19 protein-coding genes are annotated in these 15,641 nt (G+C 59.3%); 10 read left to right on the top strand and 9 right to left on the bottom strand.

All coding sequences use genetic code 11. The features are described from left to right. Positions 1-73: 73 nt before the first annotated feature. Positions 74-1,138, bottom strand: coding sequence for a nitronate monooxygenase family protein (locus D109_RS0131165; protein ID WP_017480369.1), 1,065 nt, complete (start codon positions 1,136-1,138; stop codon positions 74-76). Between the two features lie 110 nt (positions 1,139-1,248). Further along, on the bottom strand, positions 1,249-2,127 hold the full coding sequence (locus D109_RS0131170; RefSeq protein WP_017480370.1) for an alpha/beta fold hydrolase: 879 nt from the start codon (positions 2,125-2,127) through the stop codon (positions 1,249-1,251). Between the two features lie 174 nt (positions 2,128-2,301). Here D109_RS0131170 and D109_RS0131175 point away from each other — a divergent pair, with 174 nt between their 5' ends. Next, entirely contained in the window at positions 2,302-2,886 is a 585-nt protein-coding gene (locus D109_RS0131175) for an ABATE domain-containing protein (RefSeq protein ID WP_017480371.1), read from the top strand. A gap of 6 nt (positions 2,887-2,892) precedes the next feature. Here the strand turns inward: D109_RS0131175 and ada are convergent, their stop codons facing one another. From ada to D109_RS0131195, 4 genes are all read right to left on the bottom strand, one after another. After that, positions 2,893-3,957: a bifunctional DNA-binding transcriptional regulator/O6-methylguanine-DNA methyltransferase Ada gene (ada, locus tag D109_RS0131180; protein ID WP_017480372.1), complete on the bottom strand. Its 1,065-nt coding sequence runs from the start codon at positions 3,955-3,957 to the stop codon at positions 2,893-2,895. Positions 3,958-4,033: 76 nt separating this feature from the next. Beyond that, the gene (alkB, locus tag D109_RS0131185; protein WP_017480373.1) at positions 4,034-4,714 is read right to left on the bottom strand and encodes a DNA oxidative demethylase AlkB; all 681 of its coding nucleotides are present in this window, start codon (positions 4,712-4,714) and stop codon (positions 4,034-4,036) included. A 98-nt stretch (positions 4,715-4,812) separates the two neighbouring features. Further along, positions 4,813-4,977, bottom strand: coding sequence for a hypothetical protein (locus D109_RS1000000134710; RefSeq protein WP_017480374.1), 165 nt, complete (start codon positions 4,975-4,977; stop codon positions 4,813-4,815). An 11-nt stretch (positions 4,978-4,988) separates the two neighbouring features. Beyond that, the gene (locus tag D109_RS0131195; protein WP_003212586.1) at positions 4,989-5,291 is read right to left on the bottom strand and encodes a DUF1883 domain-containing protein; all 303 of its coding nucleotides are present in this window, start codon (positions 5,289-5,291) and stop codon (positions 4,989-4,991) included. A gap of 211 nt (positions 5,292-5,502) precedes the next feature. Here D109_RS0131195 and D109_RS0131200 point away from each other — a divergent pair, with 211 nt between their 5' ends. From D109_RS0131200 to D109_RS0131215, 4 genes are all read left to right on the top strand, one after another. Next, positions 5,503-5,853 carry a hypothetical protein gene (locus tag D109_RS0131200; protein ID WP_017480375.1) on the top strand — a complete coding sequence of 117 codons (351 nt, stop codon included), beginning with the start codon at positions 5,503-5,505 and terminating at the stop codon, positions 5,851-5,853. Between the two features lie 195 nt (positions 5,854-6,048). After that, positions 6,049-6,699, top strand: a complete 651-nt coding sequence (locus D109_RS0131205) for a c-type cytochrome (protein ID WP_026078341.1) — start codon at positions 6,049-6,051, stop codon at positions 6,697-6,699. Further along, positions 6,696-7,607, top strand: a complete 912-nt coding sequence (locus tag D109_RS0131210) for a c-type cytochrome (RefSeq protein WP_017480377.1) — start codon at positions 6,696-6,698, stop codon at positions 7,605-7,607. The genes D109_RS0131205 and D109_RS0131210 overlap by 4 nt, the downstream gene beginning before the upstream one ends. A gap of 63 nt (positions 7,608-7,670) precedes the next feature. Continuing rightward, complete coding sequence (locus D109_RS0131215) at positions 7,671-7,901, top strand: hypothetical protein (protein ID WP_003212582.1); 231 nt, start codon at positions 7,671-7,673, stop codon at positions 7,899-7,901. On the opposite strand, the gene D109_RS0131220 is transcribed toward D109_RS0131215, so the two are convergent. Then, positions 7,902-8,186 (bottom strand): hypothetical protein, encoded by a 285-nt coding sequence (locus D109_RS0131220; RefSeq protein ID WP_003212581.1) that lies wholly within the window; start codon positions 8,184-8,186, stop codon positions 7,902-7,904. A 145-nt stretch (positions 8,187-8,331) separates the two neighbouring features. Beyond that, the gene (locus tag D109_RS0131225; protein WP_003212580.1) at positions 8,332-8,517 is read right to left on the bottom strand and encodes a hypothetical protein; all 186 of its coding nucleotides are present in this window, start codon (positions 8,515-8,517) and stop codon (positions 8,332-8,334) included. A gap of 307 nt (positions 8,518-8,824) precedes the next feature. On the opposite strand from D109_RS0131225, the gene galU reads away from it, so the two are divergent. Together galU and gorA are read left to right on the top strand one after the other, a co-directional pair. Continuing rightward, positions 8,825-9,664 (top strand): UTP--glucose-1-phosphate uridylyltransferase GalU, encoded by an 840-nt coding sequence (gene galU / locus D109_RS0131230; RefSeq protein ID WP_003212579.1) that lies wholly within the window; start codon positions 8,825-8,827, stop codon positions 9,662-9,664. 103 nt (positions 9,665-9,767) lie between these two features. Further along, positions 9,768-11,126, top strand: a complete 1,359-nt coding sequence (gene gorA / locus D109_RS0131235) for a glutathione-disulfide reductase (protein WP_017480378.1) — start codon at positions 9,768-9,770, stop codon at positions 11,124-11,126. Here the strand turns inward: gorA and D109_RS0131240 are convergent, their stop codons facing one another. Beyond that, a complete protein-coding gene (locus D109_RS0131240; protein WP_017480379.1) occupies positions 11,127-12,134 on the bottom strand; it encodes a DNA-binding protein in 1,008 nt (335 codons plus the stop codon). A 161-nt stretch (positions 12,135-12,295) separates the two neighbouring features. On the opposite strand from D109_RS0131240, the gene D109_RS0131245 reads away from it, so the two are divergent. The 3 genes from D109_RS0131245 (at position 12,296) to ahpF (ending at position 15,628) form a co-directional block, all read left to right on the top strand. Beyond that, positions 12,296-13,222, top strand: coding sequence for a site-specific integrase (locus tag D109_RS0131245; RefSeq protein WP_017480380.1), 927 nt, complete (start codon positions 12,296-12,298; stop codon positions 13,220-13,222). 149 nt (positions 13,223-13,371) lie between these two features. Further along, positions 13,372-13,935 carry an alkyl hydroperoxide reductase subunit C gene (ahpC, locus tag D109_RS0131250; RefSeq protein ID WP_017480381.1) on the top strand — a complete coding sequence of 188 codons (564 nt, stop codon included), beginning with the start codon at positions 13,372-13,374 and terminating at the stop codon, positions 13,933-13,935. Between the two features lie 127 nt (positions 13,936-14,062). Then, complete coding sequence (ahpF, locus tag D109_RS0131255; RefSeq protein WP_017480382.1) at positions 14,063-15,628, top strand: alkyl hydroperoxide reductase subunit F; 1,566 nt, start codon at positions 14,063-14,065, stop codon at positions 15,626-15,628. Positions 15,629-15,641: the final 13 nt, after the last annotated feature.

Consider the following 15,641-nt stretch of genomic DNA (forward strand, 5'->3'; position numbering starts at 1 on the left):
TATCGCTATGTATGAGAATATATAGCGGTTGGCCACTGCCGGTACAGTGCAAAGTTGTCTCGGGAGTTCAGGTTCAGCGTCGGCCGATTTTTTCCAGGGTTTGCGCGGCCAGCTCCAGCGTCAGGTCATAAGTGGAGATGTCCTTGCCAAGGCGCAGCGCCTGGCCCGCCCACAAGTTACTGAAGCCGGCTTCATCCTTGGCTTTCAATGGCATCAATGCACCGCCAGACAACGGAAACGCAGGTGCTGTGGGGTTGATCGCGCCCAACTCACGCATCACCCGGTTGACGATGCCCCGCGCCGGCCGGCCGGTGAACAGGTTGGTCAGCGCGGTTTCACTGGCCTGGGCGTTGCGCAACGCGTGGTGGTGTGACTTTGAGACGGTGGCTTCGGGGGTAAACAGGTACGCCGTGCCGATCTGTACCGCCGACGCGCCGAGGGCGAAGGCCGCGACGATGCCCCGCGCATCGCCGATACCGCCGGCCGCGATTACCGGCACGCTGACGGCGTCGACGATCTGTGGCACCAACGCCAGGGTGCCGATCTGGCTATTCAGGTCCTCGTTGAGGAACATCCCGCGATGGCCACCGGCTTCGTAGCCCATGGCGATGATTGCGTCGCAGCCATGCTGTTCCAGCCAAATGGCTTCTTCCACCGTAGTAGCCGATGACAGTATTTTCGCCCCGGTAGCCTTGACCCGGTCCAGCAGGGATTTTTCCGGCAGGCCGAAGTGGAAACTCACGACTTCCGGGCGGAACTCTTCCACCACTTTGCAGGCGGCGTCGTTGAAGGGGGCGCGGTTGGAGACGGGCGTCGGGGCATCGAAATCGGCGCCCAGTTCGCGGTAGTAGGTTTCCAGCAGGTTCTTCCACTGAAGGTCGCGATCAGCGTCCGGCGCCGGCGGCTGATGGCAGAAGAAATTCACGTTCAGCGGCCGTGAACTGGCCTGGCGAATGGTGGTGAGTGCTTCGTGCAGTTGCTCGATGCTGAGCGTTGCTGCCGGCATCGAACCGAGGGCGCCGGCCTGGTTGGCGGCAATCACCATGGCGGTGCTCGTGGCATTCGCCATGGGCGCCTGGATGATCGGCAATTCAATGCCCAGCAGGTCAAGAATTCGGGTGTCTGGCCAGGTGCTCATGGGACGCTTCTCCAACGGTGGAATGCTGTTCCATCGTTTTAGCAGGGCCATGCAGCACCCGGCCAGTCTGTATTATTCACTGGACGAATCCAGGGTTTCGTGGGCGGCTATCAGTTGATAGCTGCGCCCAGCACCGCATGAATCCGCTGAGCGATATGCGCCGCGTGGGTTTCCAGGGCGAAGTGGCCGGTGTCGAGCAATTCCACCACGGCGTTGGCGTTATCGCCTTGATAGGCATGGGCACCCGGTGGGATGAAGAAGGGATCGTTCTGGCCCCAGATCACCAGCGCCGGCACTTGCGTGGCCTTGAAAAATGCCTGGAACGCCGGGTACAGCGTCAGGTTGTTGCGATAGTCGAGAAACAGGTCCAACTGGATTTCGTCGTTGCCGGGACGCTGCATCAGGAGCACATCGAGCATGTAGGACTCAGGCGCAACCAGCTCCGGTTGCGGTACCCCGTGCAGGTATTGATAGCGCGTACCTTCCAGGCTGATGACGGCATTGCGAATCACCTCACGATTGGCTGGGCTGGGCTCGGCCCAATAGGCCCGGATCGGGTCCCAGGCGTCACCCAGACCTTCCAGGTAGGCATTGCCGTTCTGCGATATCAGCGCACTGACCCGTTCCGGGTGTGCCACCGCCAGGCGCAGGCCTACCGGCGCGCCATAGTCGAACACGTAAAGGGCGTAACGGCTGAGCTGCAGGGCGTCGACGAAATGGCCGACGGTCATCGCCAGGTTGTCGAAGCTGTAGTGGTAATTGTGTTCGGCTGGGACTTCGGTGAAGCCGAAACCGGGCAGGTCGGGGGCGATGACCCGGTAGCGGGTGGCGAGCAGCGGGATCAGGTCACGGTACATATGGGACGAGCTGGGAAAACCGTGCAGCAGTAACAGCACGGGCGCAGACGGGTCGCCGGCTTCGCGGTAGAACACGCGCACGCCATCGGCGTCAACATGCTGGTAGCGCACAACGGGGGTTGAAATCGACATGATCGGAATCCTCTGTAACTGGATAAATTTATTTGTTGGGTTACTGGTTTTGCAGGCTGCGCTCGGAAAAGTAACCTGTCAAATTATTTTTATAGGTTACTTTTCGATGTGTTTAGTAACTATCCAAAAGAGTTATCAGCGGTTACGATGACGCGGACTTTAAGAGGATTCGCCATGATCGCCGTCACACCATCCCCGCTGGAACCCTACGTTCTGGCTGACCATCCGGTGTTGGACATGCTCAACACCCGGGCGAATGTCGACGGTGTGCCCGTTGAATTCTGGCAAGGCGACGCCGATGTCGAACGCTGGCTGGTGCGACTGGGCTGGTGCGAAGAGGGCGCGGTGCCGGTATTCGAGGAGGGCGCTTTACTGGGCGCGGCGCGGGGGTTGCGGGAAGTGATCCGGCTGTTGCTGGAGCAACGCAAGGCCGGCCAGCAGGGTGATCCTGCTGCGTTGAATGCATTTTTGCGCAAGGCCGCCAGCCATCCGCAGCTGGCTTGGCCGGCGCCGGGCGAGTTGCGCCTGGAGCGCCAGCGCAAACAGCAAACCGCTGAGCAGTTCCTGGCGCCGATCGCCGAAGCCGCGGCGATGTTGCTGGTGGAAGGGGATTTCGGCCTGATCCGCACCTGCGAACACCCCGAGTGCGTGCTGTGGTTCTACGACCGGACCAAGGGCCACAAGCGCCGCTGGTGCAGCATGGCGCTGTGTGGCAACCGGCACAAGGTGGCCGAGTTTCGCAAGCGCAAACGCTTGTAGCGGTCGTCAGGCACCGGCCGGGCTTTCGCGCTCCAGCAACTGCCGCTTGCGCTCAACGCCCCAGCGGTAGCCTGATAGATTACCGTCGGCGCGCACCACCCGATGGCAGGGAATCGCCACGGCCAGGCTGTTGGCACCGCACGCCTGGGCCACGGCGCGATAGGCGGTCGGGGCGCCGATACGCTGGGCAATCTCTGCATAGCTGGCGGTGCACCCCACCGGGATTTCTCGCAAGGCCTGCCAGACCCGCTCCTGAAACGCGGTGCCGCGCAGATCCAGGGGCAAGTCCAGGCCCAGGGCCGGCGCCTCGATAAAGCCCACCACTTGGGCGATCAATTGTTCGAAATCGTGATCGGCGCCCAACAGATTGGCGCGGGGAAACTGGTCCTGCAGGTCGCGCACCAGTTTGTCCGGATCATCCCCCAGCAGGATCGCGCACACACCGCGATTGCTCTGCGCCACCAGAATTGCGCCCAACGAGCATTGGCCGACGGCAAAGCGAATGTCTGTGTTGGTGCCGCCGGCTTTGTAGTCGCCAGGCTTCATGCCGAGCAACTGGTCGGCGGCCTCATAAAAACGGCTGTTGGAGTTGAAGCCGGCGTCGTACAGCGCGTCGGTCACCGAGTGCTGGTCCTTGAGCCCGTCGCGGACCTTGCGCGAGCGATGGGCACTGGCGTAGCGCTTGGGTGTGAGGCCGGTCAACGCCTTGAACACCCGATGGAAATGAAACGGGCTCAAGCCGGCGAGGGTGGCCAGGTCTTCAAGGGCCGGCAGGGTTTCGGCCTGTTCGATGTGCCGGCAGGCGGCTGCCACCAGTTGCGCATGGCGTGCGGCCACCTGGGTCTGGTCGCCCGACGAACGTTTGTTGGGGCGGTAGCCCGCGGCTTCGGCCTGTTGCGGAGTATCGAAGAACTCGACGTTCTCCGGGCGCGGCCGCCGTGCGGAACTGCTGGGGCGGCAGTACACACCGGTGGTTTTCACGCCATAGACGAAGGTCAAGTCGGCCTTGGCGTCGCGGGCGACGATGGCGGCCCAGCGTGGGTCTTGTTCGGTGGCGTGGCGCGCGGTCATGGTGGTGGCTCCTGGTTGAAGAATGCCAGGTTAGTCCCCGGGGGCATTCCCATCACTCCGATGCTTGCGGTCAAATTCATCCGGCCGTGCGAAACGTCAGGTTGATGCGCTGCGGCCCCATGACCGGATGAGTGCCGGGCTTGATCGGCATCACGCCGTGAAAACGCAGGCGATCCACACCGCCCCATACCACGACATCGCCATGGAACAGCGAGACTTTTTGCGCCTTGTCGCTCCGCTGATGGCCGCCGAACAGAAAGATCGCCGGCAAACCCAGTGACACGGAGACCACTGGAGCGGCATAGCAGCGCTCGTTCTTGTCCTGATGCAGGGACATTTTCGCGCCTGGCACATAGCGGTTGATCAGGCAGGCATCCGGCTCGAAGTCATCGAAGCCCGCGTCGGCCGCCGCCATCACGGCCAGTTCGCGCAATGTGGCCGGCAGGGCTGGCCAGGGTCTTTGGTTATTGGGGTCGATCGGGGAATAGCGATAACCGGTGGGATCGGTTGTCCATCCCAGCTCACCGCAACTGCTCAAGGCGGCCGACATGGTAAAGCCCCCCGGCGTGACCATTTGCCGGAACGGCGATTGAGCCAAAACGCGCCGCAGTTCCGGTAGCAAATCCTCGACCCAGGGCAAGGCGTAGCCCCTGAGGACGTAGGATTGTTCACCGATTTGCTCGCGTCCCGGGGGCTGCTGCAAGGCCTCGTCGGCGAATAAATTGGCGGTTGCTCCAGGATCGGTCTTACTGCGCATCGTGAAAAAACACTCCCAAGGTGTGCCGCGTACAGCGGATAAGGGCTGCCAGTCCAGGAAGTCGCCAGCGTTACGACACACCGATGCTTGCGCTCGAATTACAGGGCCTTGCTCACAGTGATATCGGTGATTTCATCGCTGGCATCGTGCATTTTTGCCAGTGCTTCCTTGGCTTCCTCAATGCTGCCCGCTTGCAGCTGGGCGAATTCGAAGCGGCGCTCACCGTTGAGTTTGTACTTGATCACATATTTGGTGGTAGTCACGGGCATTCCTGTCAGCTGAGTTTCGAATTGGTGCGACGCACGATGCGGATCTTGTGGGACAAGGTCGGCTTTTTGGTCACGCTGATGGCGCGGCGGGTCACCACGTCCAGGGTAATGTTCCAGAAGCCGGTGCTCGGCGCGGTGATTTTTGCCGGGAATTTGTCGAACGCGCCGCCGTGGTAAGTGTGGCGGCCACCGTTCTTGAAGCTGCGAAAGTTCGCGTCGCTCATCAGGCGGATATTGCACGTTTGCGAACATTCAATGACGACAATGTCTCCTTCATTGAGGTGTTCGCGCTGGTGGATGAATTTCATGAGGTGTCTCCAGAAGGGCTTTTTCTGAAAAATCAGAACGATACGTAGGATAAGATGGAGTTTATCAGCCCCAGCACGTTTATTATCGGACCGTCGTCGACGAGTTCGACAATTTAAAACAGTTATTTACCGAGTTATCAGGGATAAATCCTACATTGACGGGAGAAAAATACCTTTCCCGTTGTCGTAGGGTCTTTATCGGAGGTTTTTTATGAAGTGGAGTGTGTTGGTTCTGGCCTTGGCGTTGGGTGGATGTGCTTCGGTGGCGGATATCAAGCAGACCCCACCGACGCTGGCAGTGATCTCCGGGAAAAAGCCACAGGAATACGCGGCGTGTATCGTCCAGAAGCTGTCGAAAACCCGTAGGCCATCGCAGATCGAGCCCCACAAGGATGGCGTTCAGGTGATCGTTCCGCAGAAGTTTTCTGCTGATCCGTCTGCCATTTTCGAAATTGAAGAGCGCTCCAGCGGTAGCAGCATCAAACTCTACGAGAGCATGTCCAATGTGCCTATTCGTCCGGGTGACGTGAAGGCGGCAGGGGAGGCTTGCATTTCCGGCTGAGTCTATAGCCGCCCACTTTCGAATCCGATCAAGAAACCCGACCTGCCAGTGCAGTGTCGGGTTTTTTGTGTGGGATTTTCAGTAAGTCGCCGTTTTCCTTCAGTGCTGGGTGTTGTGGCTATCGAATCATTACCCTACCATTTGTAGGCTTATGCCTAATTCGCCTAAGCATATAACTATAAAAATGGAGTCGTGATGATATCTCTGGAACGAGTTCTGTTGGGTAGCGCGCTGCTGCTGATGTTGGGCAATGCCCACGCGCTAGAGGGGCAAAACGTATTTACGCAGGGTGGTTCGCAGCCAGGAGCTGCGCCGTGCGTGGCCTGTCACGGGGCTGATGGGCTGGGGCTGGCAGCGGCCGGTTTTCCGCGTTTAGCGGGGCTGCCGGCGGGGTATTTGCGCAAGCAACTGGAGGATTTTAAAAGCGGCGCCCGTAACAGCCCGGTGATGCAGCCGCTGGCCAACGCCCTGACGCAAGAGGAAATCAACGCCGTGACCCGGGAGCTGGCGGCAATGCCTGCGCCGGTGGCCGTTTCGGTGTACCGCAGCGAGATGCCAACCGAAGCTGCGCAAAAGATTGCCCTGCAAGGCGCGTGGGAGCGTCAGATTCCGGCGTGTGTCAGTTGTCATGGGCCGGCCGGCGTGGGTGTTGGCGACGCATTTCCGCCCCTGGCCGGGCAATCCGCGGCCTACCTGGCGGCGCAGTTGAATGCCTGGCGCAGTGGCACGCGCCATAACGATCCGAACGATTTGATGGGCCATATCGCCAAATCCCTCAGCGCTGAAGAAGTGCAGGCCGTGGCCACCTATTTTGCGTCGTTGAGCGGCCAGGAGGCCCGGCCATGAAGCTTTTATTATTGGCAATCCTCGCCAGTGTGCCTGTCCATGCCGCCACCATCGCCATGGAAGACCAGTCACAGTTGCAGCCAGTCGCCCGTTCGACGGCTGCCGCGCAGTTCCAGCCGCCCCAAGAGAGCGAGCTGCCGGACAACGCCTACGGCAAGCTGGTTAAACAGGGATACGCGCTGTTTGTCGACACCAAGCGCCTGGCGCCGCAATTTGTCGGCAATGGCCTCAATTGCAGCAATTGCCACCTGGACCAGGGCCGCCTGGCCAATTCCGCGCCGTTGTGGGGTGCCTACCCGATGTACCCGGCGTATCGAAAAAAGAACGACAAGGTCAACACCTTCGCCGAGCGCTTGCAGGGTTGTTTCCAGTTCAGCATGAATGGCGGCACGCCACCGGCCGCAGACAGCCCGGAAATTACTGCGCTGTCAGTGTATGCCTATTGGCTGTCGAGCAAGGCGCCGTTGGGCGTCGAGTTGCCGGGGCGTGGTTATCCGGACGTGCCGACACCCGCCAAGGGTTACGACCTGGCCCAGGGCGCGGAGGTCTATAAGGGCCAATGCGCGGTGTGCCATGGCGCCGAAGGCCAGGGCCAGAAAGTCGGTGACAGCTACGTAATGCCGCCGCTCTGGGGTAAAGATTCCTACAACTGGGGCGCCGGGATGCACCGGATCAACACCGCCGCGTCCTTCATCAAGCACAACATGCCCCTGGGCAAGGGCGGCAGCCTGACCGATCAGCAAGCCTGGGACGTCGCAGCTTACGTCAACCGCCACGAGCGCCCCCAGGACCCGCGCCTGGTGGAGGGTTCCGTGGAGAAAACCCGGCTGAAGTTCCACGCCAATGACGGCGTCAATCTTTACGGGCAGACGGTCGATGGCGTACTGATCGGCCAAGGCATCCGTTAAACTGTCGGTCACCCACAAAAAATGCCGCTGAATCAGCGGCATTGTCTTTTCGGAAGTTCAGTCATGAAGCGTGAGCAAGTCAGAGAACAGCATGCAGGGGGGCATATATCTGCGACCCATGTGATTCAAAATCCCGCGGATACGGGCGAGTGGATCGTGTTCTTCAAGAAGAGCGGCGGCCGCAGCTATTTCCTGGTGGATGACCAGGACGAAGTCGAATCCTTTTCTCGCCTGGACGACTTGATCGAGACCATTCGCGGCCTGGGCATCAAATTCGCCGAAATTCACATGTAATTATTTGCAGACCACGGTCACGCTGCGGGTCTTGTAGTTGCCGACATCCTTGCCCAGGGTCTTGTCGCTTTCTTTCAGGGCCGGTGTGCCTTCGGTGCCGACAATCCGGTAACCGGTCCCTGCACAGGACGCATCAGCCTTTTCATAGCAACTGGCCCAGGAGTTGGCTTCGCCGGAACAATCGATGGCCAGCCCTTGTTCGCCGTTTTTCAGCACGGTGTCGGAAGTGGTGGTGCAGCCACCGGTAAGCGCCAGTACCGCAATCAGTGCCAGGATCTTGTTCATGTAGGAGTCGTCATTAGGGTGTTGGAGGGAAGCGCTGACACTGTCGTGGGGCGTTTCAGGCGAGATTATAGCGAACCGCCATCAAGGTACAGACAAACACAAAAAAGCCCCGATAAACGAGGCTTGATTGGCGTTTCTGCGGGTGTTACTTGGTTTTGGGGCGCTTGCTCGACGCATGGCCCGCTTCATCCACAAACACTTCGGCCACGGCACAGGCTTGAGCTTCGGTCGCGAATGCCCCGGCAACGCTGTCGCCGTGGAAGTTGATCAAGTGCCAGCCATCTGCTCGCTTGGTGATCAGGTAGCCGTTCACGCCTTTTGGTTCTGACATCTATCAATCTCGTTGTCTGGTTCAAGGCGGTAATGATAGCGCCAAACGGCGCGGGGCGGCGCAAGATGTTGCAGGTCAGTGCCGATCGCCATAAAGCGTGCTAAAAAGGTTTAAGCCCTTTGAATGACGGGCACAAGTCGACGATTTCTAACAGCGGCGAAGGTACTGGATTGAATGCCGGCGGAACTTACGCCGACATTTTTCCTCTATGTTGACATCGCAACGCCAGCAGGACCCATTGTAAGGTGACTGCGGCCTGATTAGACTGCGCCGAATTTCGTACGCACAGCCCTTTGTAAGGACTCATATGATCAAGAAATGCTTGTTCCCAGCAGCCGGTTACGGCACTCGCTTCCTGCCAGCGACCAAGGCCATGCCCAAAGAAATGCTGCCGGTGGTGAACAAGCCACTGATCCAGTACGGCGTGGAAGAAGCACTGGATGCCGGCCTGAACGAAATTTCGATCGTGACCGGCCGTGGCAAACGCGCCCTGGAAGACCACTTCGACATCAGCTACGAGCTGGAAAACCAGATCAAGGGCACCGACAAGGAAAAATACCTGGTCGGCATCCGTAAACTGCTCGACGAGTGCTCGTTCTCCTACACCCGTCAGACCCAAATGAAAGGCCTGGGTCACGCAATCCTGACCGGTCGCCCGCTGATCGGTGACGAACCTTTCGCCGTGGTACTGGCGGATGACCTGTGTGTAAACCTGGAAGGCGACGGCGTCCTGACCCAGATGGTCAAGCTGTACCAGAAGTACCGTTGCACCATCGTCGCGGTTCAAGAGGTTGATCCTCAGGAAACCAACAAGTACGGCGTGATCGCCGGCGACGATATCGGCGATGGCCTGATCCGCGTACGCGACATGGTTGAAAAGCCAGCGCCGGAAGATGCTCCGTCGAATCTGGCGATCATCGGTCGCTATATCCTGACTCCGGACATCTTCAAGCTGATCGAAGAAACCGAGCCGGGCAAGGGTGGCGAGATCCAGATCACCGACGCCCTGCTGAAGCAGGCAAAAGACGGTTGCGTGATTGCCTACAAGTTCAAGGGCCGTCGTTTTGACTGCGGTGGCGCTGAAGGCTACATCGAAGCAACCAACTTCTGCTACGAGCACTTCTACAAGACTGGCAAGGCTTACTGATTCACGGTTGCCTGCTTGATCTGGGAAAGCCACCTTCGGGTGGCTTTTTCGTTTTTCGGCCCCATGTAAGCAGGTATGCTGTTGTCCTGCCGAGGAGAGTGAAATGGCCTACGATTTTGACCTTTATGTAATTGGTGCCGGTTCCGGCGGTGTGCGCGCTGCACGATTCGCCGCAGGTTTTGGCGCCAAGGTGGCAGTGGCTGAAAGCCGCTACCTGGGCGGTACCTGTGTGAACGTGGGCTGTGTGCCGAAGAAACTGTTGGTGTACGGCGCGCATTTCGCCGAAGACTTCGAGCAGGCCAGCGGTTTTGGCTGGTCCCTGGGTGAAGCAAACTTCGATTGGGCGACCCTGATCGCCAACAAGGATCGCGAGATCAACCGCCTCAATGGCATCTACCGCAACCTGCTGGTCAACAGCGGCGTGACCCTGCATGAAGGCCATGCGCGGTTGGTGGACCCGCACCAGGTGGAAATCAATGGTGAGCGCTTCACCGCCAAGCACATTCTGGTGGCCACGGGCGGCTGGCCGCAGATCCCGGAAATTCCGGGGCGCGAGCACGCCATTGGCTCCAATGAGGCGTTCTTCCTCAAAGAGTTGCCCAAGCGTGTGCTGGTGGTCGGCGGTGGTTATATCGCGGTCGAGTTCGCCGGGATTTTCCATGGCTTGGGTGCACAGACCTCGCTGTTGTATCGCGGCGACCTGTTCCTGCGTGGTTTTGACGGTTCTGTGCGCACACACTTGAAAGAAGAGCTGACCAAGCGTGGTCTGGATCTCCACTTCAATGCCGACATCGAACGTATCGAGAAGCAGGCCGACGGCAGCCTCAAGGCCACCTTGAAAGACGGCCGGGTGCTGGAAGCCGATTGTGTGTTCTACGCCACCGGCCGGCGCCCGATGCTCGATAACCTGGGGCTGGAAAACACCGGCGTCAAGTTGGACAAGCGTGGCTTTGTCGAGGTGGATGACCTGTACCAGACTGCCGAGCCGTCGATCCTGGCGATTGGTGATGTGATTGGTCGCGTGCAACTGACGCCGGTGGCGCTGGCTGAAGGCATGGCCGTGGCACGTCGCCTGTTCAAGCCTGAGCAATATCGCCCGGTGGATTACGCGATGATCCCGACGGCGGTGTTCAGCCTGCCGAACATCGGCACCGTGGGCCTGAGCGAAGAGCAGGCCCGTGCAGACGGTCACAAGGTGCAGGTTTTTGAAAGCCGCTTCCGGCCGATGAAGCTGACCCTGACTGACTGCCAGGAAAAGACCCTGATGAAGCTGGTGGTGGACGCCGAGACCGACAAGGTCCTGGGTTGCCACATGGTCGGCCCCGACGCCGGGGAGATCGTGCAGGGCCTGGCGATCGCACTCAAGGCGGGTGCGACCAAGCAGCATTTTGACGAAACCATCGGCGTGCACCCGACGGCGGCGGAAGAGTTCGTCACCATGCGCACGCCGGTGGCGCAGTAATCAGCCCTCGGTAGTTGCCTCTGGCGCCGTCGCAACGACGGCCGCCAGGCGCAGCGCCTCGATGCTGGCCTGGGCTTTGACCAGGTCCAGCTCCAGGGTTTTGTTGGTCTGCTGATGCTCGGCCAGCGCTTCCTGGCGCGCCTGACTCTCCAGCAGTGCAACTCGCAACCGTTCCTGCAACAGGGTGCGTTCGCTGTCGATCACGTTCACCTGTTCGCTTAGCTGACGCTGCTGATCGCGGTCCTGGCGGGCCTGTTCCTGCAGTGCGCTCAATTCCTTCACCGTCACTCGATGTTCAATCAGCAGGCGCTCGTTATCGCGATGCAACTGGGTGATCTCGTCCTGGCGCACCATCGCGCTCTGCTGAGCCTGACGTAGTTCTGCCTGTACCTGCTGCAACTGACCCTCATGGCGACGCTGTTCCTGCTCACGCTGATCCTTGATTGCGTTGCGGTAATGCTCAAGAGCATCCCGGGCGTGCAGGTGCTTCTCTTCCAATGAGCGAATTTGCTCGTCCTTGTCGTTGATCCGCAACTCGTAATCACTGCACGCCTGGCTCAGTCCGGCGTTGCGGGTTTGCTCGGTTTGCAGGCTGGAGCGGGTGCTTTGCAGTGCCGCGCTTTCGTCAGCCAGGGCGGCTGCCTGGATATCGAATTGTTGCTTGAGCTGGCTGTGGGCGGCTTCCAGTTCTTCAACCTGAGCGAGCAGGGCGGCTTTCTGTTGCTGGAACTGCGCCAGGGCCAGGTCGATAGGCTCTTGGGCCTTCTCCTTCAGGCGCTGAGCCAATCGTGCCACCAGTTCGCCCAGCTCGTCGTCGATGGGCGCTTCGGTGATGGTCTGGCGGGTTTCGCTTTCGTCCAGCTCCTTCAAATAGCGGTGAATCGTGGTTTTCGAGCCGGTATTGCCCATCTCGATGCGTACTGCATCGATGCTTGGGTTTTCGCCGCGGGCGAGGATCGCCAGGCGTGCCGTTTGAACTACTGCTTTATTGATGCCGCCGCGAGCCATGGAGTCTCCGTCGATTTAGTAATGTGGTACGTAGTATGTATATACGTACTATATCATGATTATATTTAAGCCGAAATTGATGATTTAACAGATGGGATATTGGCGTATTATCCCGTGTGATCAAGGTTTTGAAGTGGACAGCGCCCAATGGCAGTACAGGTATGAGTGAGCTGGACCGTTATCTGAATGCGGCCACCCGCGATAACACCCGCCGCAGCTATCGAGCGGCAATCGAGCATTTCGAGGTCAGTTGGGGCGGGTTCCTGCCGGCCACCAGCGACAGCGTGGCGCGCTACCTGGTGGCCCATGCGGGCGTGTTGTCGGTCAACACGTTGAAGGTGCGGTTGTCGGCCCTGGCCCAGTGGCATACCAGCCAGGGTTTTCCCGATCCGACCAAGGCGCCGGTGGTGCGTAAAGTCCTGAAAGGGATTCGCGCCGTGCACCCGGCCCAGGAAAAACAGGCGGAGCCATTGCAGCTCCAACACTTGGAACAGGTGATTCAGTTTCTCGAGCAGGAAGGCAACGATGCTCGACGCGCCGAAGATCATCCGCGGTGGCTGCGAGCTAAACGTGATGCCGCGTTGATCCTGCTGGGTTTCTGGCGCGGCTTTCGCAGTGACGAGCTGTGCCGTCTGAATATCGAGCATGTGCAGGCAGTGCCCGGCTTGGGCATCACCCTGTATTTGCCACGCAGTAAAAGCGATCGGGAGAACCTGGGCCGCACGTACCAGACGCCGGCGTTACTGCGCCTGTGCCCGGTCCAGGCCTACAGCGAGTGGCTCAGCGCTTCAGCCCTGGTGCGTGGCCCGGTATTTCGCGGCATAGACCGCTGGGGCAACCTGGGTGAGGAGGGCTTGCACCCCAACAGCGTGATCCCGTTGTTGCGCCAGGCCCTGGAGCGCGCCGGCATTGCAGCAGATCAATACACCAGCCACTCCCTGCGCCGGGGCTTTGCCACCTGGGCCCACCGCAGCGGCTGGGACTTGAAGTCGTTGATGACTTACGTCGGCTGGAAAGACATGAAATCGGCCATGCGCTATGTTGAAGCGACACCCTTTCTCGGCATGACCCGAGCATCCCTCGAGTGATTTAAGGTTTCTTCTATTAATACCGTCCGTTGATAGTGAAAACCAATCGTCAGCATCAGGTTTGCCAATGAGCCATCGGCCGGGAGAGTGGGTAGGATTCACCTCATCAACTTTCTAAGCCCTTCTACAAACCTGACGGAGAGTCAACGATGCCTATCATCAACAGCCATGTAAAACCGTTCAAAGCTACCGCCTACAAAAACGGCAACTTCGTAGACGTGACTGATGCTGACCTGAAAGGCAAATGGTCTGTCGTCTTCTTCTACCCAGCCGACTTCACTTTCGTCTGCCCAACCGAACTGGAAGACCTGGCTGACAACTACGCCGAATTCCAGAAACTGGGCGTCGAAATCTACAGCGTTTCCACCGACACCCACTTTGCCCACGCAGCCTGGCACAACACTTCGCCAGCCATCGGCAAAATCCAGTACACCATGATCGGTGACCCGACCCTGACCATCTCCCGCAACTTCGACGTACTGATCGAAGAAGCTGGCCTGGCAGACCGTGGCACCTTCGTGATCAACCCGGAAGGCCAGATCAAAATCGTTGAACTGAACGATGGCGGCGTTGGCCGTGACGCTTCCGAGCTGCTGCGCAAGATCAAGGCTGCTCAGTACGTTGCTGCTCACCCAGGCGAAGTGTGCCCAGCCAAGTGGAAAGAAGGCGAAGCCACCCTGGCTCCGTCCCTGGACCTGGTCGGCAAGATCTAAGTCTGTGAAGTACCAAGGGCGGATGACCGCACCTAAGTAAGCTGCATCCGCCCTCGAAACGCCCGGGCGAGATTCGCTCGGGCGTTTTTTTGTCTGCAATAAACCGAATTAATAGGAAATCGCCCGTATGTTGGACGCCAATCTTAAAGCTCAGTTGAAGTCATACCTGGAACGGGTCACCCAGCCGATCGAGATCGTCGCCTCCCTCGACGACGGTGCGAAATCCCAGGAAATGCTTGCCCTCTTGCAGGACGTAGCCAGCCTCTCAACGCTGATTACCCTGAAAAGCGATGGCAATGATGCGCGCAAGCCATCGTTCTCCATCAACCGCCCGGGTGCCGATATCAGCCTGCGTTTCGCCGGCATCCCAATGGGCCATGAATTCACTTCGCTGGTGTTGGCACTGCTGCAAGTCGGCGGCCACCCCTCGAAGGCCAGTGTCGAAGTGATTGAACAGATTCGTGCCCTTAAAGGCGAGTTCAGCTTCGAGACTTACTTCTCGCTGTCGTGCCAGAACTGCCCGGACGTGGTCCAGGCGCTGAACCTGATGGCAGTACTGAACCCGAACATCCGCCACGTCGCCATCGACGGTGCGCTGTTCCAGGCCGAAGTCGATGATCGTCAGATCATGGCTGTGCCGAGCGTTTACCTGAACGGTGTTAGCTTCGGCCAGGGCCGCATGGGCCTGGAGGAAATCCTCGCCAAGCTCGACACCAGCGGCATCGAAAAAGCCGCCGAGAAAATCAGCGCCAAAGATGCGTTCGACGTACTTGTCGTCGGCGGTGGCCCAGCGGGTTCGGCAGCGGCTATCTACGCTGCACGTAAAGGCATCCGTACCGGTGTTGCAGCTGAGCGCTTCGGCGGGCAGGTGCTGGACACCATGTCGATCGAGAACTTTATCTCGGTACAGGAAACCGAAGGGCCGAAACTCGCCAGCGCCCTGGAGGCTCACGTGCGTCAGTACGACGTGGACATCATGAACCTGCAGCGTGCTACTGCGCTGATCCCGGCGAAAAACAACGGTGAGCTACACGAAATCCGTTTCGAAAGCGGTGCGACCCTCAAGTCCAAGACCGTAATCCTGGCCACCGGTGCCCGCTGGCGCGAAATGGGTGTGCCGGGCGAGCAGGAATACAAGGCCAAGGGCGTGTGCTTCTGCCCGCACTGCGACGGTCCGCTGTTCAAGGGCAAGCGCGTGGCGGTGATCGGCGGCGGTAACTCCGGCGTTGAAGCAGCCATCGACCTGGCCGGTATCGTCAGCCACGTGACCTTGCTTGAGTTTGACAGCAAGTTGCGCGCCGACGCCGTGTTGCAGCGCAAGCTGTACAGCCTGCCGAACGTTGACGTGATTACCAGTGCGCTGACCAGTGAGGTCAAGGGGGATGGCCAGAAAGTGACCGGCCTGGCCTACAAGGATCGCGACAGTGGCGAATTCAAGACTCTCGACCTGGAAGGCATCTTTGTACAGATCGGTTTGCTGCCCAACACCGACTGGCTCAAAGGCACTGTGGAGTTGACTTCTCGTGGCGAGATCATCGTCGATGCACGCGGTGAGACTTCGCTGCCAGGCGTTTTTGCCGCCGGTGACGTAACGACTGTGCCGTACAAGCAGATCGTGATTGCAGTAGGCGAGGGCGCCAAGGCTTCCCTGAGTGCTTTCGATCACCTGATCCGCACTTCCGCCCCGGCGTAAATTCCGGTCCGGA

It is taken from the genome of Pseudomonas sp. PAMC 26793 (assembly GCF_000313235.1).
GTDB classification, from domain to species: domain Bacteria; phylum Pseudomonadota; class Gammaproteobacteria; order Pseudomonadales; family Pseudomonadaceae; genus Aquipseudomonas; species Aquipseudomonas yamanorum.